Origin of the sequence: Runella rosea, assembly GCF_003325355.1 — a bacterium.
GTDB classification, from domain to species: Bacteria; Bacteroidota; Bacteroidia; order Cytophagales; family Spirosomataceae; genus Runella; species Runella rosea.
Genome location: NZ_CP030850.1, coordinates 4,983,166 through 5,006,976, shown reverse-complemented (window position 1 = coordinate 5,006,976; position 23,811 = coordinate 4,983,166). Strand labels below are relative to the sequence as shown.

Genomic DNA, 23,811 nt, shown 5'->3' with positions numbered 1-23,811 from the left:
ATAAAACGCAAAACGACCTTGAACAAAATATACGACATCACCGTCATAGGGGGAGGAATTGTGGGTCTTGCCACCGCCTTAAAAATAAAAGAACAAAGTCCGCACTTAAAGGTTCTGGTCATTGAAAAAGAACACGAAGTGGCCGTTCACCAAACAGGACACAATAGCGGTGTGATTCACTCGGGCCTCTATTACAAACCCGGCAGCTTGAAAGCCATCAACTGCATCAAAGGCTACAAAATGCTGGTGGATTTTGCCGAAAAAGAAGGTATCCCCTACGACCTTTGTGGCAAAATCGTGGTCGCGACTCGCCCCGAACAAGTGTCTATTTTGGACGGGCTGTACGAGCGCGGTGCCCAAAACGGCCTGACAGGTTTTAAAATGCTTGACGCAGCGGGTTTGCGCGAATATGAGCCGCACGTAAAAGGAATCAAAGGTTTTTTTGTGCCGCAAACGGGCATCATCAACTACAAAGTAGTCTGTGAAAAATACGCCGAAAACTTCCAGAAATTAGGCGGACAAATCAACTTTGGCCAGCGTGTGATTGAGATTCGTCAAAGCGACCACCTCTCGATGGTGATTACGGCCCAAAATTTTTATGAAACCAAATTGGTCATCAACTGCGCTGGACTGTATTCCGATAAGGTGGCTCAGTTTACGCAACAAACACCGATTGATTTACGCATTATTCCGTTCAGAGGTGAATATTTCGAAATCAAACCCGAAAAACAATACTTGGTTAAAAACCTGATTTATCCCGTTCCAGACCCAAATTTTCCTTTTTTGGGCGTCCATTTTACGCGCATGATTGGCGGTGGCGTAGAGGCCGGCCCCAATGCAGTGTTGGCTTTCCGACGCGAAGGATATAAAAAACTGGATATTCACGCCCGCGAATTGTGGAAAACCCTGACTTGGCCCGGATTCCAGAAAGTAGCCGCCAAATACTGGCAAACCGGACTCGGTGAAATGTATCGTTCGTTTTCAAAGTCGGCGTTTACCAAAGCCCTGCAAGAACTTATCCCCGAAATTCAAGAATCTGACCTGATTCCCGGTGGCGCGGGTGTACGCGCTCAGGCTTGCGACCGCAATGGTGGCCTGTTGGATGATTTCAGCATTATTGAGCGGCCCAATGCCATCAATGTATGCAACGCCCCGTCGCCAGCGGCTACTTCCTCGCTTTCTATTGGCCTAACGGTAGCCGAATTGGCACTGAAAAGGTTTTAAAAAAGTAGAGCCGCAATGAATTGCGGCTCTACACATACTATTAAAGATCAGGTTGCGGTCTTACTTCAACACTTCTATTTCAAACAATAACGGTGAGTAAGGCATGATAACATTGCCCGAACCCTGCACGCCATAGCCGAGTGAAGAAGGGAAAATTAAAGTCGCTTTTTCGTTATAGCGCAACTTACTGATTCCTTCCTCAAAACCTTTTATCACGCCGCCACTACCAAGGCGTACCTGAATTTCGCCCGAATCAAATTGCTTATCACTCAATAACTTACCTGTATATTTCACCCGAACTACATCGCCTGGAGCTACTTTGGCGTCGGTGGTGGTGGTGGCCTGAATAAAACGTAACCCCGTAGAAGTTACTTCTGTCACGGTCAGTTTTTTCTCCTTTATATAGTCGTCAATCTGCTGATTTTCATTACGTACTTTCACCAGTTCTACATCAGCACCTAGCGCTGAATAAGCAGGTAGAATATCGTCTGACTGTGCTCCAAAAGCCAAAAAGTGATTCATGAGTAACAAAGCCCGGTCTCCTGTGCGCATGATGGAGAGGGCTTCATCCATACCTGGAATGAGCGAATTCACGCCATAAACGTACGTAAAAGGCTTGTCTTTGAGGCGTTCGGTACTGTCAATTTTGGCACCAACCCCATTCAACTTAAACAAGGTATAATGAATCGAGACTTGATCGCCGACGTTGGGTTTCAGTCCCGTAGGATTAGTAGCCGTAAACTTATAATAAAGCCCCGTAGCACTTTTTTCCATCGTAAGATTATTGGCGCTGATATAGCTTTGAATCTCTTTTTCGTTCAATTCATAATTCTTTTCAGCCTCATTTTCCAGAATTTTCTGGCAAGACACCATAGTCAATGCGGCCAAAACCGCCACTACTAATTGCTTCATTCGTTTGAAGTGCTTTTGCACGATTTATTAGTTATTCAGTTTAATTTTTGAGAAGAACTACCCAATAATAACGCGTTGCAACTCTTCCCATTTCCAGTATTGCTGCGCCATTGATTGGATTTCTTCTGCTGTTACGACGCGTAAACGTTGGATATAGTTGGAATAAAAATCGACATCCAAGCCTTCCAACACCATAAGCCGCACCCGGTCAGCGATTTCGAAAGGGGTATTTAACGAACCGGCAAACTCCCCTGCCAAATAATTTTTAACCACTTCAAGCTCTTCGGCAGGAACAAGCTCATTTTGCATGATGCCAATCTCTTTTTGAATTTCATCTAACGTGGCCTGCGCAAATTCTTTCTTCACGTCGGTCCCGATTACCCAGTATCCCTCCTGACGCATTGGCACAACGCTCGCCGAAATTCCGTACGTAAAGCCCTTTTCTTCCCGGATATTCTTCATTAACCGCGAACCAAAATAGCCTCCTAACACCTCATTGGCCATCACCATCCGATAAAAATCAGGATGCTGACGCTTAAAAAGTCTGCGTCCTACCCGCACCGATGATTGAACTGAATCCTCTTTTTCCAACCAATACGGCTCCGTTTGGGGAACAATCTCTGACGTTATAGTCGAGAGAAGTGGCTCGAAAACAGAATGTTGTCCTAAAAACCGATTCACAAGCGCAATTTCTGCCTCACCAACCTGCCCTGATAAGAATACGCGAAACGGCCGGGCTTTGATGCGTTGGTGATAAAAATTTTCCAAATCAGACGTCAGCAGCGCCGTGATTCGCTCTTCTTTTTGCATTCTTCCATAGGGGTGCGCCGAACCAAAAAGTCGCTCTTTGAAGGTATTGGTTGCTACATACGCGCTTTTTTCAAGGTTAACCCGCAGATTTTGGAGCGTGATATTGCGTATATCATTAAACTCTTTTTCGGGAAACGTGGCCTCGTGCAACATCTCCGACACCATTTCTAATATGGTTTCTAAGTGCTTGGTCAAACCGTACACCATTACATTGGCGCGGTCGGGGGTGTGGCTCAGTTCCAAAAACGCACCAATTTGGTCAAAATGTCCGCTTATTTGGGCCGAAGTATGATTTTTGGTTCCTTCAGAAAGCATCTTTACCGTAAAAAACGATGCTCCTTCAACTTGTTCGTGCCAAGTTCCTGCTTCAAACAACACTTCCAAACGAACCACGGGTTGTTCGCCGACATTGATGACGTAAAGCGGTTGGCCATTGTCCAGCACCACCGATTGGGGAGTAGGAAACTGTACCGTTTCAATGGTACGAAAATCAGGTGCCAGTGTTCTATCTAATTGCATACTGCTTTGGTGTTCAGATTTTGAGAGTGCAATATTACGGACTGTTTTTGTTTCGATGAACGTTTTCGTTAAAATCGCACCTTTAATACCAACTCGCGCGCCCTCAACTATTCACTTTACTTCCGATGATCAATTTTATTCTTGCTGTTGTTTTTACAGTTTCTCTGTACTTGATTATGCGGTCATTTACAAAATACCGCGTCAACCCTCTCCACGCGGTCATTTTCAATTATTATACCTGCGTAGCAATGGGACTCGCGTTGATGCCCGACCCTAGCCACTATTTCAGTGCTAATTGGACCTCCACCCCTACTTTGCTAACGCTGGCGCTCGGCACAATGTTCGTCATCGTATTTGTGCTTATTGGTTTTACCACTACCAAAGTGGGAGTAACAGCTGCGTCATTGGCGGGAAATATGTCGCTTGTCATTCCCGTTTTGTTTGGGCTGTTTGTCTTTAAAAACAACAACAAAGACTTTACGTTCCTAAATTACATGGGCCTATTCGTGGCCCTGTTGGCATTGGCGTTTAGCACCATTAAAAAAGAAGGTAGCAATCATTCAACCAAAACGGGCTGGGTGTTGTTTCTGCCAGTGTTATTGTTTTTGGGAAGTGGCACCAACAACACGCTTATCAACTACGTCAGCGCCACTTTTTATCGTCCTGAGCAATCGGCCCTTTTCACCGCGCTGGCTTGCACAGGAGCGATTTTGGTAGGCACCGTTTTTTTGATTTTTAAGGTACTAACAGCCAACGAAAAAGTAAGCCTACGAAGTATTGTGGGAGGATTAATTCTGGGCATTCCCAACTTTTTGTCTTTCTATTTTCTTTTGGGGGCCTTGAGTGATTTTGGCAATAGCGCGGCTTTTGTTTTTCCCATTTATAATGTCCTGAGTATGCTGATGTCGGCCTTTTTGGCGTGGATTTTATTTAGAGAAACCCTCCAGCCACTCAACAAATTGGGCTTGGTTCTGGCAGTAGCGGCTATCTTTTTGATTTCGTACCAAGAGATACTGGACGCATTTTGATTTCTGCGGAATATATCCTTCGATTATCTGAACAATCTTTCCTAACAGTTGGTTATAACGTTGTACTACTCACCCAAAACCATGTAAACGATGGCAACTATTAAATTACTTTTTGTTATGCTTTTATCACTCATTACGGGCCTTTTTGCCGATAAAAAAGAAGTTAAAACCAACACCGAAAACATTAAACCGACTGCTTCTGTGTACGATTACAAAATGAAAGCCCTGATGGGCAACGAAGACATTTCACTGAGTAAATACAAAGGTAAAAAAATCGTGTTGCTCAACGTAGCCTCTGCCTGCGGATACACTCCTCAGTACGCAGACTGGCAAAAATTCCATGAGCAATACGGCGACAAAGTCGTGGTACTGGGTTTTCCTGCCAACAACTTCGGGTCGCAGGAGTCTGGCTCTAATTCGGAAATTGCCACTTTTTGTCAAAAAAATTACGGAGTTACCTTCCAAATGTTCTCTAAAATCGACGTAACTGGCGAAAATCAACACCCGTTGTACCGCTGGTTGTCGACCAAATCACTTAATGGCTGGAATGACAAAGCCCCGTCGTGGAACTTTTGTAAATATGTAGTAGACGAAAACGGCAAACTGACCCACTTCTTTGCGTCTAAAATCAAACCCACCGACGACGAATTCAAAAAAGCCGTAGGAATTTAATATCAATATCATATTTCCACAAAAAAGGGGAATTGAAAGTTAATATGACTTTCAATTCCCCTTTTTTTATAGGTATCGTTTTAAAATAGGTCGGTATTGAAACAATTTTGCAATTTTGTTTCAACGTAACACCAACGCTTCGGCGCTCCACCTTCATTCTTTAACGATGCAACATTTCATTTCCGTTCACGATGTCACCGACATTGATGCCCTTGTGCAGGAAGGCCTTCGGCACAAACAATCTCCTTTTGCGTTTGAACACTTGGGTAAACACAAAACCATCGGTTTATTGTTTTTCAACCAAAGTCTCCGGACGCGCCTAAGCACCCAGCGCGCGGCCCAAAATCTGGGCATGAACACCATGGCGCTCAATGTAGGACAAGACAGCTGGGGATTGGAATTGGAAGAAGGCGTAGTAATGGACGGCAACAACGCAGAGCACGTCAAAGAAGCGGCAGCAGTGATGGGAAAATACTGCGACATTTTGGCCGTACGGGCATTTGCGGGCTTACAGGACCGCGAAAAAGACTATGCCGAAACGGTCATGACGCAGTTTAAAAAATACGCCGGAGTACCCATCGTCAACTTGGAATCGGCCACGCGACATCCTTTGCAATCGTTGGCCGATTGCATCACCATCGAAGAATACAAAACTACAGCCCGCCCTAAAGTTGTTTTGACATGGGCCCCGCATTTTAAAGCATTGCCGCAGGCCGTCGCCAATTCGTTTTGTGAATGGATGAACCGCCGCGATGTAGAATTCGTAGTAACACACCCAGAAGGCTACGAATTGTCTCCCGACTACGTGGGCAACGCCAAAGTGATTTACAATCAAGACGAAGCCTTTGCAGGCGCTGATTTTATTTACGCCAAAAACTGGTCTTCGTACCAAAACTACGGTCAAGTGCTTACAAGAGACGCGTCGTGGATGATTACAAAACAGAAAATGGAATTGACCAATAACGGCAAATTCATGCACTGCTTGCCCGTAAGACGCAACATGAAAGTAACCGACGAAGTCCTTGATAGTGAACAATCTATCGTAATAGAACAAGCTGGCAACCGTGTGTGGTCAGCGCAAGCAGTATTGAAGCGAATTTTAGAGGGATTGGGTTAAAAGTTAGAAAATAAAGTAGTAAGCGAAAAATTTAGGCTTAATCACTCACATACCATTGATTACCCGCTTTCGTATTATTTTCGAGAGCGGGTATTTTTATTTATATTTCAGAAAAAAATACGGTTATAAACCACTGTATACCAACATCTTTACATTTTACTTCCTTCAGTTTATTATTTTTCTATTCCCACAGTGTAACCTTTCCTCCCTCGTTCAGTAATCTCTTTACGAAAACCCAAACAGCCCATGACCGACGAACAGGCCATGTATGCCGTAAGCCAAGGAGATTTAGACAAGGCGGCCATCTTGTACGAACGCTACAAAAAGTCGTTGCTGAACTTCTTCCTTTACCGACAAAGCGACCGTGAAAATGCCCGGGATTTGACCCAACAGGTATTTCTGCGCATGTTGCGGTATCGGCATACGTATCGTGAAGGCGCCTCGTTTCGTACGTGGGTGTTGGAGATTGCCCGAAATGTTTTTTTTGATTACCTCAAACAAAACCCGACGTACTCCGACCTTGCCGATGTTCCGGACATGGGCGAGTCGTATGACGAAACCGAAGAGCAGCATCAGTATTTGCATAACGCGCTGGCCCAGTTGCCCGACCAATACCGCGAAGTGCTGTTGTTGAGCCGGTTTCAAAATATGAGTTACGAAGAAATCGGTCAAACGCTGGGTCTGTCGGTCGCCAATGTGAAAGTACGGGTGTTCAGGGCCATGCAGAAATTACGGGATTTATATTTTAACGTAAGCAGTGAATAGCAAAGAGGAGAGAAATAAAATCGATCATTTCTCAAAACTTCTATAACGATTACCAAAAGTGAAAAGACGATGTTAAACGAACAAATCATAACGGACTACCTGATGGGACATCTTTCCGAGGCAGAACGGATTGTGTTTGAGCAGCGACTTACTTCCGACCCCGTTTTGCGGAAAGAGGTAGAAGAGTTGAGGCGCGTTTGGCAGGACCTCCAAAACGCCGAAGCAGAAACTGATGACGAAATGGATGCCCTGTTCTATCGTTCGCTGCAAGGTGAAAAAATGCTTGAAACTACGATTGTGGCGCTCAAACCTCAGCCGTGGCTCACGTACCTGAAGTATGCTGCCGCCGTAGCGGGTGTGGCGATTACCTTTTGGCTCGGTCGACAAAGTGCCCCTACCCAAATTGAATACCGCACCATCACCGCCAGGCCACCCGTTCCGAAATCCATTGACCGCCAACAATCATTACCCGAAACCGTAGCAGAGACGGTCAATTTAACCAACCAACCCAAGAAAAAGCCCAAAGAAGAAACGATTTCCCAACAAATTGCGACGCTACGACGGGAAATGAAAATGACGCAGGAACTGGTGATTTTAAGCCTTTTGAAAGACCAATCGGCTTCAGAACGACTCAAGGGGCTTAATTATGCAGCGGCGCTCAACAACCCTAAACCTGCTGTTATTCAAGCCTTGATCAAAACCCTACGAGAGGATGAAAGTTTGAACGTGCGCCTCTCCACCATCGAAACACTGGAGCGGTTTAAACAAACCGACGAAGTGAAAAAAGTATTGGTCAACCAACTTACCCAAACATCTGAGCCTACTGAGCAAACAACACTCATTGAAACACTAGTGCGAATGCGCGTAAAAGAAAGTTTGCCCATCTTTGAACAACTCCAAAAAGACGAAAAAGTGGACAGGTCCGTGCGGCTTTTGGCCGGAAGCGGTATCGGAGAACTGGCCATGATTGCTGATTAAAGTACGCATACCTATTGCCCCAAAATCACTCAATTCAAAACTAAATAACTTCTCATAAAGCCATGCATAAATTCATGCTTTTCGTGTGTACGTTGGCCATTGCCAACATCACTTTTGCCCAAGACACCAAAACTTTCAAGACCAAGTTTAACGGGGCCAATAAACGGGTAATTATGGACATCGACGCCAAACAACTTGATATTGAAGGATATAAAGGTGACGAAATCATCATTGAAGCCCAAAATGTACCCGATGTACCCAAAGAAGCCGACGGCCTGCGCCCGTTGTCGGCGGGAGGCGTAGACAATACAAACCTTGGTTTGACGGCCAATGCCAACGGCGATGTGCTTAAAATCAACGTGGTGATGAAAGGAAAAGCCAGTTATAAAATTAAAATTCCGCAAGAATTATCATTGGTAGTAAAAAAGCGCAACTCTTGCTCTTGCAACGAATTGGGGATGTCTATTTCAGGTATGGAAGGGAGCATTGAGGTCAACACCAATTACGAAGATATCACGCTTACTGACGTCACCGGACCGATTGTAGCCAATTCCAGTCAGGGCAAAATTAAAGTGGTTTACGACGAAAAAATGCCCGAAAAGCCGTCTTCCATTGTCAGTTACGGCGATAATATCGACGTGACGGTTTCGGAGAAAGCAAAGGTATTGTTCAGCATCAGTTCTTCCGAAGGCAACATGTTTACCGACTTGGATTTAAAACCTTACACCCCTGATCCTAAAACCTTAGAAGAAGAGAAGAAAACAGCCGAGAATGTGCGTGAAATCGCAAAAAAAGCCCAAATGGACCGAGAAATGGCCACTAACGCGTGGAAGTCAAACGGCGAACCAACAGTAGTCGTTGGTCAACCAATACAAGGTACGACTAGCGGAGCCGCAACCATTCGTGGTAGTGCTTCGGCTCCCAATGTGGTCGGAATCAGAACGTACGGCGGAGATGACAATGTTGTTATAGCTGGCCAAAACGCAACCTACTACTCCTTCTCGGATGGACAATATAAATTCTGGGACAGCGACCGCAACGCCCCCAAATACGTCCTCAATGACCCACAAACCAAAATTTCTATCCGCACTACCCACGGCAATGTGTATCTGCGCAAAAAGAAATAAAACATCCCAGCATTTAAGGATAATTATAAAAAAAGAGCCGCAAAGTTTTGCGGCTCTTCTGGTTTATCTCCCAATCGTTTAGACTAATTTCCAGCCGTCGCGGTAAGGACGTGACACAAATTGGTTGGCATCTTCGAAGTTAGTAATCTTCATATCTGTGCCGTTCCACAAGAGTTTTTTGCGGCCATAATAATCAAAACCATTGCCTTGCGCCTTGCGGAGCATATAGCTGCGGATCGCTAAGTTACCCATTAAGACGGTTTCGGTTAGCGGTCCAGAGTAATCAAACGACGATGTTAAGCCTTTGTGCTTGTCGCTGCCGAATCCTGCCTTGCACGCCTCGGTCCAGTGGATTTGATGGCCATACTCTGGCAGATTGACCGGTGCTGCATACTTGCTGTCTTTGGCCATTACGACTTTATCCCCGTTTTTCATATAAATCTTAGGGTTATTACCGTACATATCGCAGGCAATAATTCCTTTTGACCCGATCATAAGCACGCCGTTTGCTCCGTTGCCATCGGTGCTGAGCGGCTCACTTGCTGGAATCCAATCGGGGTGGAAAGGCCGCAATCCGCCGTCCATCCATATCATCTTCATTTCGGTTTTGTTCTTAGCAGTAGCTGGGAACTTAATCTCAACCGACGACGACGGCGGACAACCTTCTGGAATATATTCCGGCTGCCAGTCTTTGATAAAGACCGCGCCTATACTGCATTCCACTTCGGTGGGATAATTAAGCCCTAATACCCGGAAAGGAGTATCAATGGTGTGGCAACCGATGTCACCCAATGCTCCTGTTCCAAAATTCCACCAGCCGCGCCATTTGAACGGATGGTAGCCGGGGTGATAATCTACCCACTGGGCTGGACCTACCCATTGTTCCCAAGCAATGCCTTCAGGCATATCGGGCTTGCCCGAGGGCGTAGGGATTCCCTGTGGCCATACAGGGCGGTTCGTCCAAATCTGTACCGTGTGTACAGGGCCTACCAAACCTTTATTGAACCACTCAACCATTTGAAGCTGAGCGGGGTTTGACGCTCCCTGGTTCCCCATTTGTGAAACCACCTTGTACTTACGTGCTGCCTCGGTAAGCATACGTGCTTCGTAGATATTGTGCGTAAGGGGTTTTTGTACATAAACGTGTTTGCCCAATTGCATGGCCGCCATTGCAATGACCGCGTGGTTGTGGTCGGGGGTTGAAATAGTGACCGCGTCAATGTTTTTCCCTTCCTTTTCAAACATTACCCGCCAATCTTTGTATTTTGCAGCGTTTGGAAAACGCTCAATGGACTTGGCGGCTTGCTTGTAGTCTACATCACAAAGAGCCGTTACGTTATTAACGCCGTTGTTGGACGCATTAAAAATATCACTGGTTCCTTTTCCTCCCGCACCAATAGCGGCCAAATTCAATTTGTCAGAAGGAGCCGTAAAGCCCTTCCCTAATACGTGGCGAGGAACAATAAAAAAACTACCCACGGCCATCGCACTTTTCTGGACAAAGTCCCGGCGCGATACCGTCATGTCTTTTGGTTTGAATTTCATCTCTTGTTAAAGGTTTGTTTTAAACTACGAACAGACGAATACAAAAGCAGGCTCAGCGGAGTAGCTACCGTTGTATGAAATGGTTTTTTAAAAAATATGAATAAACAATGCTTATTTTTGACTTTCCGAAAAAAGCCACGACAAAAGAAATACGCCGTTATAACACCGTTGGGCTATTGTTTGGCGTTAAAGATTCGTTGAGCGTAGTGATAAAGAAGTATATGATACCTAAAATGATTATCGCTGGGGTCCTTATGACGCTGGGCGTGACTGGTTATGGTCAAACGAAAATAGGCGCCTTTGAACGAAAATTCATTGACCGTGGCTTGGTAGATGTTCAGAAATTGGACCCTACCCTCAAAGTAGAATTGAAGTACTCTACCACCGATAATTTTATCAAAGAAGATGTTTACGGCGATTTGGAGCGGGCATACCTGCAACCCATGGCCGCCGAAAAACTGGTAAAAGCCAATAAGTTTCTGAAACAAGAAAAGCCCAACTATACACTTTTGGTCTACGACGGTGCCCGGCCACGGAGTGTGACCAAGATTTTTTGGAAACGCATGAGTCACTTGCCATATAACCGTCGCGAAGATTTTGTGGCCGACCCCGCGCGCGGCTCCATCCATAATTTTGGCTGCGCCGTCGACCTGACCATTGCCGATGAAAAAGGCCAACCGCTAGACATGGGCACCATTTTTGATTTTTTTGGGGAACTGGCCGAGCCACGCCGCGAAGCCGCCATGCTTAAAGCGGGCAAGCTCACCAAGCAACAATTAGAAAATCGTAAATTGCTCCGACGCGTGATGATAAAAGCCGGCTACACGTCTATTCAGACCGAATGGTGGCACTACAATGCCATGTCGAGAGAGCGTGCTAAGGCAACGTATGGATTTATTGAGTAAACTAAAATTCCTGTTATTTTTGTAAAAAGCCTTCGTACTATGACAGTGGTAATCAAAAACAATACTTCTGGCAAAAAGATTGAAGAAATCATAAGGAAGGTAAAAACAGAAATGCCCTCCAAAGGTTTAAGAAAGCATTTTGGGGCGTTAAAAAGACAGATCGACGGGTTAGATTATCAAAAGAAAATCAGAAATGAATGGGATTGATTTTTTGGCCGACACTAATTTTTTGATTTATGTACACGAGGGGACCAGTATAGTTGAACCTTTTCTAGATTATCATTTTGCTATTTCGTACGTTACAGAAATAGAGCTTTTAGGGAAATTCAGTCTTTCGAAAACTGAAAAAACACTACTCCGAAAACTTCATGATGAGTGTTTTATTATTGACATGAACCCAAATATCAAAGACCGTTGTATTTGGATTCGTCAGAGATACAAAATTAAGTTGCCTGATGCCATTATTGCAGCTACAGCAATAGAAGTAGGGCTTCCTTTTATCAGTTCGGATAAAGGGTTCTCTATTATTAAAGAATTGAACTTTCTTTATTTAGAGAAAATATAGATACATGCTCCTTCTCGCTTTTTTTACTAATTTTTGGCTATCATTTTTTGAACCTCCTGCGGATACTACTGCAAAAATTGTGGTGCGCCAAGTAAACTTTACGGGCAATTTTCGCACCCGTGAACGCATCATTCGACGCGAGATGGACGTACGCGCTGGCGATACGCTTACACGACAGAAACTGGATTCGTTGCTCGAATATGACCGCCGTAAAATCCTGAATACCAACCTATTTGTAACGGTCGAATTGAAACAAAAACCCGTAGTTGATACCACTCAACTCGTGTACATTACCGCCGACGGCAAGCGTATCGGGAATCTAAAAGAGATTGACCTTGACGTCATTGTGAAAGAGCAATGGTACATGCTGGCGTTTCCAGTATTTCAATTGGCCGACCGCAACTTTAATGAATGGTGGTACGAACGCGACCGAGATTTTAGCCGAACCATTTACGGCGTTTATGCCCTGCACCAAAACCTGACCGGCAACAACGATCGCCTGCGACTGCGGGCGGAGTTTGGTTTTATTCCCCGTTTAGATATTTACTATTCAACGCCTTATCTCGACAAAAAGCAACGAATGGGCTTGACCATTGGTATATTACGGATTACAAATCGCACTTTGGCTTACCGTACCAATCAGGATAAATTGATGTTTTTGGGCAGCGAAAGTCGCACCCGCGAGCGAATTGTACCGTACCTTACCATTACCCACCGGCCCAAATTTTACGGCCATCACTCGTTTAGCGCCCAATATTCCATTACTTCCGTCACCGACACCATCGCGCGCCTCAACCCGAATTATTTCCTCAACGGCATCAAACGTCAAAATTACCTTCAACTTTCCTATTCGCACTTCTATGACCGCCGCGACCGTGGGCAATACGCCCTGAAAGGATTTTACTACGGCTTTAATATTAGTCAATCGGGCATCTTACCCAAGGATGACGTCCACTTATCTGAAGCTACGCTTAGCTTCGGGCAGTACGTTCCTTTGGCCAAAAAGCTTTTTTTTAGTTACCAGACCAAAGCTAAATTTTCAACACCGGGAAAGCAACCCTTTTTACAGATTCGCGGCTTAGGCTACGGCGGCGACTTGGTAAGAGGGTATGAGTTATATGTAATTGATGGTCAACATTTTGGATACGCAAAGACCAATCTTCGGTATCAATTGCTCAATCGGACCTTCAACCTGAGCAAGCTCATCAAGTTTCGACAGTTCAATACTTTTCCGTTGGCGATTTATCCCAATATCTACGCCGACTTCGGGTATTCTCGTAACCAATACCCAGAGCTTAACAACAGTAAGTTAGCCAATCGCCTTTTGGCAGGTGGAGGCATCGGCATCGACTTCGTATCTTGGTACAATTTTGTAGGCCACCTCAATTACTCCATCAATCACCTCGGAGAAGCACGGCCTTATTTTTCGTTTGGCCGGGAGTTTTAACTCCTTTTTGGGTTTTTACTTCACCTCATACACCCACGCATCTTTCGCTACGCTAAATTCAGCGGTGCCGATGGCGGTGGTGGTGGCGCGGTAACCCATCATAAAACCAACGCGGTTGTTACGCCCCACGGCCGTTACGTTGGCACTTCCTTCGCCCGGATAGTCGGTCAGGTAGCTCCAGGTATCAGCTTTGTCGTCGTAGAGCCACAAATCGCGGTAACCTTCTCCCGTTTTCACGTCGATACCTAATCCATACACGCCACCTTTGGTCATCGAAATCGCCGAGCCACGCTGACGGCCTTTGAAGGGCGTATTTTTCCGGGCAGTCCATTGATTCTTATTCGGGTCAAACGCCCATAGGCTTCCATCGTCTTCGGAAAGAATAAACCCTTTTTCTCCCGCCGTAAAAGCCAACAACTTTTTTAGAGATTTTTTGGGGAATTCTGCGCCAGAGACCAAATCCCAGCCCGTTGGTGTTGTACGATTTTGGTACTTCCAGAGCCGGTATTGATTGCCCACTTCGAGCACATACAAATCGGGCAGATTAACACCAATGGCAAATTGTACCGTAGGCACATCGTCGCCGGGATAGTCGAGAGCTGCGCCGTCGCGGTAATCGTCAAAAAACTTTTGATATGTGTACGTGGGGCTTGGTTCGGGCGAATAATAATAGCCACCGCCAAAAAAATACGTAGTTTGGTCAGAATAAGGCAAATAAATGGGGTTATAACGTGCTGGCAACGATGTTGTCCCGCTTCGATTGACCTGCCATTCACCACTCCCAAAGTAGTTCCACTGCTGCCCAGTGCTTTCGGAAGCCAGATTCGTTCGCGTAAAAACAGAAATACCTACCCCTCCATATGACTCGCCCATCCATCCGTAGGGTAGCGGTTGGCCGTCAAATTTGAGCGAAGCCAGTTGCCGCCACCCCGCATTCAACACCACGTTGCGTTCGTTGCTGTACCGCACATCCGAACCTTTTTTGGAATACAACCGAAAATAATACCGTTGCCCAGGCTTCAAGTTGCTGATGGTTCCCGACAATGTTGTACCGCTCGATTGAAGCGGCACCTGCTGACCACCCACGGTGGGTTGCGCGACGGTGCCGTAGACTATCCCAAATTCAACGTCCGTATTTACCGAAATTTGGCCCTGAATGGTAACAGAATTTTTGGCAAAATCGGGCGTCACGGACAGCAGTTTGAGGGTTTCAAGCGGGGGAGTCTCTTCATTGATAAGCGCAGGCTCACACGCAAATGCCAGCCCCACGAGAATTGTCCAATAAAATACCGAGAATGTTTTCATGGTGGAGATGTTTTTACCAACCGCTTGGTTTGAATGGAGTGGTGCCTGAAAAAATATTCGTGCATCCTCCAGTTGGAATAAAAGGCTGAGATGATACTTCTATGCGTTGCCGCTTGGCCTCGTCGGTTTCAAAAATAATGAGGCGTTTTTTGGAAACAGCCGAAGCACCAAAATACCCTAACGCCAATTTGTTGGGGTTTGTTTTGAGTGAAATATTTCCTTCAACTGGACTCGGTAACGGATCGAAAATGCTGCCCGTGCGCGTCAATTGTTCGTTCATACGTCGCCAAAATTGATATACCTCGCGTGACAGCGACATCTGGCTCACTTCGATTAAATATTGCCCGTTGGAATAGGCAGGACTGTAAAGCATCAGCCGTTTCTGTATAGTATTTCCATCAAAATCAACGTCGGTTTCGATATCTATTGTTTCTTTCTTAAATGATTGCCAACACTGTTTGTTTTCCATCGCCCCCGAAAAAGGATTAAGCACTCCTGTCGCCAAACGCATCCTGTAGCCAATGGCCTGCCAACGGTAATAATTGGGAGCATCTTTGGGATCTTTCGTATCCATAAAGACGTTGTATCCCACGCGCTGGTCTCCGCTACCATTTTCGGTAAACTCACTGTACAATTTATCAATTTCGGGCACTGCCATTAATTTTTCAGGGCTTGACTCATACACTTCTCCGTTGGGAAGCTCCACCGTAAGCGTGTACGAACGCCCCACCCGACCCCAGTATTGCGGGTCGTTCGTTTGGTACTTTCCGGGCTCTTCCAGTACCTGCTCCAATTGCGTTTTCAGGCCTTGGTCATCACTAATGGTAACACGAGCACCGCTAACAGCCTGATTTTCGTTGATGCGATTGGAAGCTTCATATACGCCCGTATAAGTGAGCTTGACGTTGTAAGGCGGCATTTCATCCGTAATCATTCCATCTACCACCAAAACGGGATTTTCGACGCGCAGGGCAAGGTCAATTTCGCGAATACACGAAACGAGCAACCCCGAGAGAAGGATTGCCGAAATGAATTTTCTAGGTATATTTTTGATAAATCTCATGCCTGAAGATAGTTATGAAAGAGAATGGAGGCTTTAATTGCCTGCAATCACTAAAAATTATAGTTCCACGATAACGCGGGGACAATGCTCCCAAACACCGCCAATTGATAGGCCCTCGTTATGCGGTTGAATCGAGCAAAATAGACCGAGTAAGGATTCTCCCGTCCGTAAACATTGTACAACGAAAACACCCAAGTACTATAGCGCAATTGTTCTTTATTCTGCCGGGTATTCTTGGTAATAGCCCAATCGAGGCGGTGATAATCAGGAATTCGGTCGGCGTTACGACGCGAATAGTTAATCAACGGATAGCCCGCTACGCTGTAATTGCCATCGGGATAAATGGCAGGGCGGCCAGTATTGTACGTAAAATTGGACGACATCGACCAACCACGCCCTAGCGTGAGATTAGCGGCTACGTTGAGAATGTGCGGTTTGTCATAATTGGCGGGAAACCAATTGCCCTGATTAATCTGCTCCAACGCAAACGTACTGAGCGATTGGATAAAGGTGCGGGCGTAGGTATAATTGACCTGTCCTGTAAATTGACCTTTGTTCTTTTTTGCGCTCAATTCTACGCCGTAAGCCAGCCCACGGGCGGTAATAAGCGCCGTTTCGAGTTGGGGATTAAGCAACAAAATGGCCCCATTTTTAGCTTCCAATAAGGAGCTGATGTTTTTGTAATAGCCTTCTACCGAAAACTCGTACACATTGTCTTTCAGGTTGAGGTAATACCCAGCCGCATACTGGTCGGCTACCTGAGGCGGCAGATAATTGTCACTCAATTTCCAAAAATCAGCGGGAGAAATAGCCGTTGTATTGGTGATAAGGTGCAAATATTGACGCGTACGGTTGTAGCTCAATTTGATAGAATGCATTTTACTCAACCCGATTCGCAACGAAACGCGTGGCTCAAAACCGCCGTAAGATTGAATTTTTTGTCCAAAACTGTACTTCGTACTTTCGGTAGCCGTTTCTGGTGCGCGCGGTACGCCCGCTTCGTAATTATACACCGTCTTGGGGCCCACCAACGCAAAGGCCGCGTAGCGCAATCCAGCCTGAACGGTAATCCAACGCGCGGCGTTCCACTCCTCACTAACATAGGCGCTATACTCGTAGGCTTGCTCGTTGGCAATGGCTTTGGGATTGATGTTGCTCTCATCGTCAACCCGAGTACGATCACCTGGGGCAACATCGTATCGTATCATGCTTGCGCCCGCGTCGAGTCGGTGGGCTTCAGACGGTGCAAAAATTAAATTCGTTTTTAACTCCTTGTGCGTAATTCCCGACTGAAATCGAAACCGATAAAATTCTTTGACGCCTTCCATCTGGAAGGCATAATCGCTATAAACAGCGGCGGCACTGAGAGAAAGTCGGTCGTTTAATTGCGCATTCCACTGCAACGAAGCCGCCTTGGCATTCCAGCTATACACCGTGTCATCGGGAAACTTAAAATCATCGTGATTCAAGTACGTAGACAGCGTGAGTTGCTGATTTTTGCCGATTTGATAGCGAAGTTTAGCATTCAAGTCGTAGAAAAAAGCCCGACTGTTGCGGATATTATCAGGAAATTTTTTAATCATCCAATTGGGATAGGCAATGCGTCCTCCAAGGATAAATGTAAGTTTTTTGCCCAACGGCCCTTCGGCTACCAATCGTGCGCTGACGTTACCTGCGCCTGCCTGATAATTGATTTTATTGGGATTCCCATTTTTGAGGTTTATGTTCATCATTGACGAAAGTCGCCCGCCGTATTGGGCGGGAATCCCCGCTTTATACAGCGTAACATCCTGCACAACATCAGGATTTACGTTGGTAAAAAAACCCAACAAATGCGACGTACTAAACAGTGGCATTTCGTCCAAAAGCACCAAATTTTGGTCGGTACGCCCACCTCGCACGTTGAAACCCGCCGCCCCTTCACCCACCGTTGATACCCCCGGCTGAAGCAAAAGCGCTTTGATAATATCCGCTTCGCCAAATACCACCGGTATACGCCGTAGGCTCTTGGTATCCAGTTTCAGCGTACTCATTTCGATGCTTGAAACATTGGCATCTTCTCGGTTGGTTTTGACCGTTACTTCGTCCAGTTGCTTAAATTCTTCGGCCAATTCAAATACATAACGGGTATCTTTTTTAGGTTCAAAATAACGCATTTTGGGATAATACCCCACGGCCGTAGCCCGTAGATTGAAGCCCGTAGAAGGCACCGTCAGGGTATAATTTCCGCTGCTGTCGGAGGTAGTACCGACGTTGGAATTAAGCATTTGGATGGATGCTCCGCTGATGGGTTTCTGGGTTGTTTTGTTAATTATTTGTCCAAATAATCGAATTTGACCCTTCACTTCGTAGATACATAACAAAGAAGCAATCAGGAAGAAAGCAGTAAAATGGTGTTTCATAGGTTAAGAGAATCGCTTATGGGGGCGTTCTTCTCCTCCAAAAATAGAATATTTTATAAAAAATTTTTCATTTTAAGTTTTAAAAAAACCATTAATTGCGACGAACTCCGTAAATATGTTACTTTCGCATTAGTATCATATCTCTAACCAATGAAAGTAAATTTTACAAAACAAATTTGTTTTACATTTTTGATAGCCATCAGTGTTGTCTGGATATGCTCATGCGACACGAAGAATCAGCAGGCAGGGGAGACCGAAAAGCCAGCCGTAGATTCTTTGTCTGGTCCAACAACGAATGTTCCCAATACCAGCCAATCAGAACTGTTGCGGACGGTTTTGGGGAAACCAGGAGGTGATTTTCGCGGGGTGAAGTTTGGTGACCCCATCAGCAAAATCAAGGAGTTGGAGTCATTTGAATTGTTTGAAGACAGCACAGACCACGTCGGGTTCACGTACGAAACCGAAAATTTTGAGGCGATTGATGTGATGTATTATCTGGATAAAAATCAATTGCTCAATGGTATTCGCGTCGATGTGTACCTCAACGATGCCACTTCTGTCAAGGGGCTTTGGACGCAGTTTGAGACTTATTTATCTGGTAAATATGTCATTGATAAAAAGCAAGGCAAAGGCGCTTTCTGGAAAGACAAAGGCGGCAGAATGGTAAAATTGGAAGATGTGAGTAAGGGAAAAGATTTTGGATTAAGATTGAGCATCGGAACAAAAGGGATGAAAACAATGCCGATGTAATTTTTGCTTTTCATACCCTAAAGCGGCGGCTTTTAACTTCTACATTTATGCACATTATCATCGTCGGCAACGGTATTGCGGGAATTACGGCAGCGCGGCATATTCGCAAAAACAGTGACGCCAGAATCACAGTTATTTCGAAAGAAACCGACCATTTTTTTTCCCGTACGGCGCTGATGTACGTGTACATGGGGCACCAAAAATACGAGCATCTCAAACCCTACGAAGATTGGTTTTGGGCTAAAAACCGCATTGAGTTAGTACGCGGCACCGTTGAAAGTATTGATTTTGGCAAAAAATCAATCCACCTTTCTCCCGATAGTTATCAAGTCAATTACAAACCTTCACTGTGGGAACGGATGACAAAAGTTGCGCCCAAACAAACTACCCAGCAAGTCATCAGTTCTGCTGAACTGACCTACGATAAACTCATTTTAGCCACGGGTTCGGTGCCAAGAATGGGAGATTGGGAAGGCCGTGCATTGGAAGGGATTCAGGGATTGTATAGCTATCAGGATTTAGAATTACTGGAAAAAAATACGCCTAATCTCACAAAAGCGGTGATTGCAGGCGGCGGATTGATTGGAGTAGAGTTGGCTGAAATGCTGCACACTCGTCACATTCCCGTCACGATATTGGTACGCGAAAAAAGCTATTGGAATGGCGTTCTTCCCAACGAAGAGTCGGCGCTAGTGACGCAACATTTGCAAAAACACGGCCTTGACTTGCGCTTCAATACCGAAATAAAGGAAATTAAAGGGCAAAAACGGGTTGAGGGCGTAGAAACCAATAAAGGAGAAACCATTGAATGTCAATTGGTAGGGCTCACGATTGGGGTGACTCCCAATGTGTCATTCCTTGCTTCGGGGTCTTCTCCGCTGAAAATTAAGCGGGGGATTATTGTCAACGAATACCTCGAAACAAATCTACCCGACGTGTACGCCATCGGCGATTGCGTGGAGCACCAAACGCCTTTGGAACGCAGAAAACCGATTGAACAAATCTGGTATACGGGGCGTATCATGGGTGAAACCGTAGCGCAAACGATTTGCGGCAAACGCACCGCTTACCGGCCAGGCGTATTTTTCAACTCAGCCAAATTTTTTGACCTTGAGTACCAAACCTACGGGGATGTACCGTCGAAATTACCCGAAGGAATCAACACTTTTTATTGGCAACATCCCGACAAAGAAGTAGCAATACGCATCAACTATCGCATTGAAGGCGAAGCCGTAACGGGTTTCAACGCCTTAGGCACCCGACTCCGCCATGCCGTTTGTGAGGCTTGGATTAAGGAAAAGAAAACGATTGACTACGTTCTCAAAAACTTCCAACAGGCCAACTTCGACCCCGAATTTTTTGAAAAGTATGAGTTGCCCTCACTCTCATTATAATCGCTCAGCAACTGCAAAAAAAAAGTGCAGGATGAGGGAATCCTGCACTAAGTATGATTCTAAAGAAGGCCTACGCCGTTACCCGTACTTCTTTGCTTAATGCTTCTAAGAATAAATCCACTTCTGCTTTTGTTACGGCCAAAGAAGGCAACAGACGAATGGTGTTTTTGCCAGCCACGCCCGTAAATAGCTTATAATCAAAGAGTAACTTATTCCGTAAATCTTCTACGGGAAAGTCATATTCAATTCCAATCATCAATCCACGGCCGCGTAGTTCTTTATATCCACCGATTTCGGTCAGGCTTTTCATTAAATATTCTCCTACTTCCGTGGCATTATTCATCAGATTTTCATCTTTCATAATGTCCAATACCGCGATTCCAGCGGCGCACGCGAGGTGGTTTCCGCCAAACGTTGTGCCGAGCATTCCGTATTTGGCCTGAAACTTGGGTGAAATCAAAACGCCCGCAATCGGGAAACCATTGCCCATGCCTTTGGCCGTGGTGTAAAGGTCAGCTTGGAGATTTGGGTAATGTTGATTGGAGAAAAATTTACCCGAACGTCCGTAGCCGCACTGCACACTGTCTAGGATGAACGTGGTGTTGGTCTCATCGCATTTCTCACGAATGGCGCGTAGGAATTCTTCCGACGCCACCTGAATCCCTCCTACTCCCTGAATACCTTCCACAATCACCGCACAAACATCCGTCATATCGTGTTGACGAACGGCCTCGGCATCGTTGAATGGTAAAAATGTAACGTGCGCATTGTAGTTTACGGGCGCCACAATAGAAGGGTTGTCGGTAATGGCTACCGCACCCGCCGTACGTCCGTGGAATGCTTTTGTAAATGCCACTACTTTTTTACCACCATTGTAAAACGACGCCAATTTGAGCGCATTTTCGTTGGCTTCGGCCCCTGAATTACACAAAAAGAGTGTATAATCTGGGCAGCCCGACAATTCGCCGAGTTTTTGGGCGAGTTCATCCTGTAACGGTATCCTGACGGAGTTGGAATAGAAATTAATTCGTCGCAACTGTTCCGTCATTTTTTCGACGTAATGCGGGTGGCAATGACCCACAGAAATCACGGCGTGGCCGCCGTAAAGGTCGAGGTATTTCTCGCCTTTGCTGTCCCAGAGCCAGGAGCCTTGCGCCCGGACGGGTTCGATGTCGTAAATCGGATAAACGTTAAACAGATTCATGATACTAAAACGAAAAAAAATTTCGCAAAGATACCTAATCTGGAGGAGAATGCGGTGGATTAGGTCATTTGATTTGTGGGAACTTAACCCTTGGCCCGCTAAGCGTCTTGGAGATGTTACTTACCATTTAAGAAAAGACCTGATTACAGCTTATTCATATTGATGTCGAACCGCCCTTCTGTAATCTTCACTTTTTCTTTAGTAACAATGTATTCTCCTTCAAATTCAAATGTTCCTGACACAATCCGATTGACCGTATCCAATCGAGTGATGACTACTTTTCCTGATTTTGATGTAAAAAGCCTAAAACTGTTGTCATAATAAATGGCAAAAGGTTCGTCGTATCGATATTCCAATAGATTGATGCCCACCACACCTTTGGGAAGGGATAGTTGAACGCGGTCTTTGGTGCTTGCATTGGTGTGAATGAACAAATAGAAAGTAGTAGCACTCAATTCCCTGAATTCTACATCTATGGCCTTGGCAGCGGGCCCTTGGTCATTACGAATGCCGTTGGCTATCCAAACCTTGCCATTGATTTTACAACCAAATGTATTGAGCCCTTCTGTAGTGGGTGCAGGCAGGAGGTCTTCTTTAGGCTTACAGCTAATGGCAATAAACAATCCCCCTACAATCAGTATCAAAGATTTGAGGAAATGCCTCATAAAGGTAGTGGATAAAAGTTGATGCACTCCTTTTCAAGAAACCAAATGCTCCCAAATCACATCATACACCTCCACCGCTTCCAATTCTTTTTTGGGTAACGGTTGATCAGTGACGCAAATCGGGTAAAATTCTTTGGGTGCGCTGATGCCCCCATGCGAGCCTTTGACCAAGGTAGCATCCAAGGGGATAACATCCATTAAATATCTAAAACCCAGCAACTTGCGCCCCAGCTTATAACCTGCCCGCAATTTAATAAATGGATTTTTAGGATCCATAAACATCTCGACGGGGTCATAACCGGGCTTGCGGTGAATATCGACCAAATGCGCATAATCGGGGGCTTTGGCGTCGTCGAACCAGTAATAATAAGTAAACCAACTGTCAGGAGCAGCTACCGCAACCAAATCGCCCGAACGTTCGTGGTCGAGATGATGGGCCTTTTTGCCTGCTTCGTCCAACACCATTTCGATACCCGGCGTCTGTTCCAGCCGCTTTTTCACTTGCTCTTTTACCGATGGGTCGTTTAGGTAAATGTGCGCAATCTGATGGTCGGCAGTGGCAAAGGCTTTGGAAGCGCCAGCATCCAAAAGTTCGTACCAACGTTCGGTACGAACCGCAATCAAGCCTTCTTCACGCAAAATCCGATTGATGTGAACGGGCCGATTAACAGCGTTGATGCCATACTCCGAAAGTAAGATAATTTTGGTGTTTTTGGCTTCGTAAAACCGCACCAACTCCTCCACAATCTGGTCTATTTCGTTTAATTCTTTGCTAATTTTGGAGAAATCAGGGCCGAATTTTTGTAAACAATAGTCCAAATGCGGCAGATAAATGAGCGTAAGCGTAGGGTTATGTTTGTTGTCCACCCACATCGACGCATCGGCAATCCACTTCGTTGATTTGATGTTGGCGTTGGGGCCCCAAAAGTTAAACAACGGAAATTGTCCTAAATCCTTCTGCAATTCATCACGCAGACTTGCAGGATAGGCGTAGCAATCAGGTGCTTTCACGCCATCGGCGTGGTATTGGGGGCGAGGCGTAACGGAATAATCGGCAGTAGAATACATGTTGTACCACCAAAACATTTTGGAGCAGGTAAACGACGGGTCTTGCTTTTTGGCCGCGTCCCAAATCTTATCGGCTTTCACGAGTTTATTGGACTGCTTCCAAAACTTTACTTCGGCGTCGTCGCGGTCGTACCAGCCGTTGGCCACAATACCGTGTTCTGAAGGCCATTTTCCCGTTACATAGCAACTTTGAGATGTGGTCGTAACGGCAGGCAAAACGGGTTTAATAGGCGTAATATGACGACCCTTAACGTATTTACTCAAAAAAGGAGTATGTTCTCCCAACAGGTTGGCACTCAACCCTACAATATCTATGACGACGGTTTTTTGCATGTTTTTAAAATCT

General features: G+C 45.5%; 21 protein-coding genes. 12 read left to right on the top strand and 9 right to left on the bottom strand.

The window, feature by feature from the left end; genetic code table 11:
- The first annotated feature begins 27 nt into the window (after positions 1-27).
- Positions 28-1,224 (top strand): L-2-hydroxyglutarate dehydrogenase, encoded by a 1,197-nt coding sequence (lhgD, locus tag DR864_RS20795; protein ID WP_114070393.1) that lies wholly within the window; start codon positions 28-30, stop codon positions 1,222-1,224.
- A 60-nt stretch (positions 1,225-1,284) separates the two neighbouring features.
- Here lhgD and DR864_RS20790 read toward each other — a convergent pair whose 3' ends face one another.
- Both DR864_RS20790 and DR864_RS20785 read right to left on the bottom strand, forming a co-directional pair.
- The gene (locus DR864_RS20790; RefSeq protein ID WP_114068775.1) at positions 1,285-2,136 is read right to left on the bottom strand and encodes an FKBP-type peptidyl-prolyl cis-trans isomerase; all 852 of its coding nucleotides are present in this window, start codon (positions 2,134-2,136) and stop codon (positions 1,285-1,287) included.
- A gap of 57 nt (positions 2,137-2,193) precedes the next feature.
- Positions 2,194-3,465, bottom strand: a complete 1,272-nt coding sequence (locus DR864_RS20785) for a M16 family metallopeptidase (protein ID WP_114068774.1) — start codon at positions 3,463-3,465, stop codon at positions 2,194-2,196.
- Positions 3,466-3,641: 176 nt separating this feature from the next.
- On the opposite strand from DR864_RS20785, the gene DR864_RS20780 reads away from it, so the two are divergent.
- From DR864_RS20780 to DR864_RS20755, 6 genes are all read left to right on the top strand, one after another.
- Positions 3,642-4,493: a hypothetical protein gene (locus DR864_RS20780; protein ID WP_229599430.1), complete on the top strand. Its 852-nt coding sequence runs from the start codon at positions 3,642-3,644 to the stop codon at positions 4,491-4,493.
- 90 nt (positions 4,494-4,583) lie between these two features.
- Positions 4,584-5,165, top strand: a complete 582-nt coding sequence (locus tag DR864_RS20775) for a glutathione peroxidase (RefSeq protein WP_114068772.1) — start codon at positions 4,584-4,586, stop codon at positions 5,163-5,165.
- 166 nt (positions 5,166-5,331) lie between these two features.
- A complete protein-coding gene (locus DR864_RS20770; RefSeq protein WP_114070392.1) occupies positions 5,332-6,282 on the top strand; it encodes an N-acetylornithine carbamoyltransferase in 951 nt (316 codons plus the stop codon).
- A gap of 246 nt (positions 6,283-6,528) precedes the next feature.
- Positions 6,529-7,047, top strand: a complete 519-nt coding sequence (locus DR864_RS20765; RefSeq protein WP_114068771.1) for an RNA polymerase sigma factor — start codon at positions 6,529-6,531, stop codon at positions 7,045-7,047.
- Between the two features lie 69 nt (positions 7,048-7,116).
- Positions 7,117-8,025, top strand: coding sequence for a HEAT repeat domain-containing protein (locus tag DR864_RS20760; RefSeq protein WP_114068770.1), 909 nt, complete (start codon positions 7,117-7,119; stop codon positions 8,023-8,025).
- Positions 8,026-8,087: 62 nt separating this feature from the next.
- Positions 8,088-9,152, top strand: a complete 1,065-nt coding sequence (locus DR864_RS20755) for a DUF4097 family beta strand repeat-containing protein (RefSeq protein WP_162794009.1) — start codon at positions 8,088-8,090, stop codon at positions 9,150-9,152.
- A gap of 78 nt (positions 9,153-9,230) precedes the next feature.
- On the opposite strand, the gene DR864_RS20750 is transcribed toward DR864_RS20755, so the two are convergent.
- The gene (locus tag DR864_RS20750; RefSeq protein WP_114068768.1) at positions 9,231-10,697 is read right to left on the bottom strand and encodes a Gfo/Idh/MocA family protein; all 1,467 of its coding nucleotides are present in this window, start codon (positions 10,695-10,697) and stop codon (positions 9,231-9,233) included.
- Between the two features lie 107 nt (positions 10,698-10,804).
- On the opposite strand from DR864_RS20750, the gene DR864_RS20745 reads away from it, so the two are divergent.
- The 3 genes from DR864_RS20745 to DR864_RS20735 all read left to right on the top strand — a co-directional run bounded on the left by DR864_RS20745 (position 10,805) and on the right by DR864_RS20735 (position 13,614).
- Positions 10,805-11,602: a M15 family metallopeptidase gene (locus DR864_RS20745; RefSeq protein WP_229599429.1), complete on the top strand. Its 798-nt coding sequence runs from the start codon at positions 10,805-10,807 to the stop codon at positions 11,600-11,602.
- Positions 11,603-11,795: 193 nt separating this feature from the next.
- A complete protein-coding gene (locus DR864_RS20740) occupies positions 11,796-12,167 on the top strand; it encodes a type II toxin-antitoxin system VapC family toxin (protein ID WP_114068767.1) in 372 nt (123 codons plus the stop codon).
- Positions 12,168-12,171: 4 nt separating this feature from the next.
- On the top strand, positions 12,172-13,614 hold the full coding sequence (locus DR864_RS20735) for a BamA/TamA family outer membrane protein (protein ID WP_114068766.1): 1,443 nt from the start codon (positions 12,172-12,174) through the stop codon (positions 13,612-13,614).
- Positions 13,615-13,629: 15 nt separating this feature from the next.
- On the opposite strand, the gene DR864_RS20730 is transcribed toward DR864_RS20735, so the two are convergent.
- From DR864_RS20730 to DR864_RS20720, 3 genes are read right to left on the bottom strand one after another with little or no spacing between them, the layout of a single operon-like run.
- On the bottom strand, positions 13,630-14,919 hold the full coding sequence (locus DR864_RS20730) for a Kelch repeat-containing protein (protein WP_114068765.1): 1,290 nt from the start codon (positions 14,917-14,919) through the stop codon (positions 13,630-13,632).
- A gap of 13 nt (positions 14,920-14,932) precedes the next feature.
- Positions 14,933-15,982, bottom strand: coding sequence for a DUF4249 domain-containing protein (locus DR864_RS20725; protein ID WP_114068764.1), 1,050 nt, complete (start codon positions 15,980-15,982; stop codon positions 14,933-14,935).
- 50 nt (positions 15,983-16,032) lie between these two features.
- Positions 16,033-18,384 (bottom strand): TonB-dependent receptor, encoded by a 2,352-nt coding sequence (locus DR864_RS20720; RefSeq protein ID WP_114068763.1) that lies wholly within the window; start codon positions 18,382-18,384, stop codon positions 16,033-16,035.
- 150 nt (positions 18,385-18,534) lie between these two features.
- Here DR864_RS20720 and DR864_RS20715 point away from each other — a divergent pair, with 150 nt between their 5' ends.
- A complete protein-coding gene (locus tag DR864_RS20715; RefSeq protein ID WP_114068762.1) occupies positions 18,535-19,134 on the top strand; it encodes a hypothetical protein in 600 nt (199 codons plus the stop codon).
- Positions 19,135-19,181: 47 nt separating this feature from the next.
- Positions 19,182-20,528 (top strand): NAD(P)/FAD-dependent oxidoreductase, encoded by a 1,347-nt coding sequence (locus DR864_RS20710; protein WP_114068761.1) that lies wholly within the window; start codon positions 19,182-19,184, stop codon positions 20,526-20,528.
- Positions 20,529-20,598: 70 nt separating this feature from the next.
- Here the strand turns inward: DR864_RS20710 and DR864_RS20705 are convergent, their stop codons facing one another.
- The 3 genes from DR864_RS20705 to DR864_RS20695 all read right to left on the bottom strand — a co-directional run bounded on the left by DR864_RS20705 (position 20,599) and on the right by DR864_RS20695 (position 23,798).
- Positions 20,599-21,735 carry an aspartate aminotransferase family protein gene (locus tag DR864_RS20705; RefSeq protein WP_114068760.1) on the bottom strand — a complete coding sequence of 379 codons (1,137 nt, stop codon included), beginning with the start codon at positions 21,733-21,735 and terminating at the stop codon, positions 20,599-20,601.
- Positions 21,736-21,875: 140 nt separating this feature from the next.
- Positions 21,876-22,397: a Riean_0653 family protein gene (locus tag DR864_RS20700; RefSeq protein WP_114068759.1), complete on the bottom strand. Its 522-nt coding sequence runs from the start codon at positions 22,395-22,397 to the stop codon at positions 21,876-21,878.
- 33 nt (positions 22,398-22,430) lie between these two features.
- Entirely contained in the window at positions 22,431-23,798 is a 1,368-nt protein-coding gene (locus DR864_RS20695; RefSeq protein WP_114068758.1) for an alkaline phosphatase family protein, read from the bottom strand.
- Between the last annotated feature and the right edge of the window lie 13 nt (positions 23,799-23,811).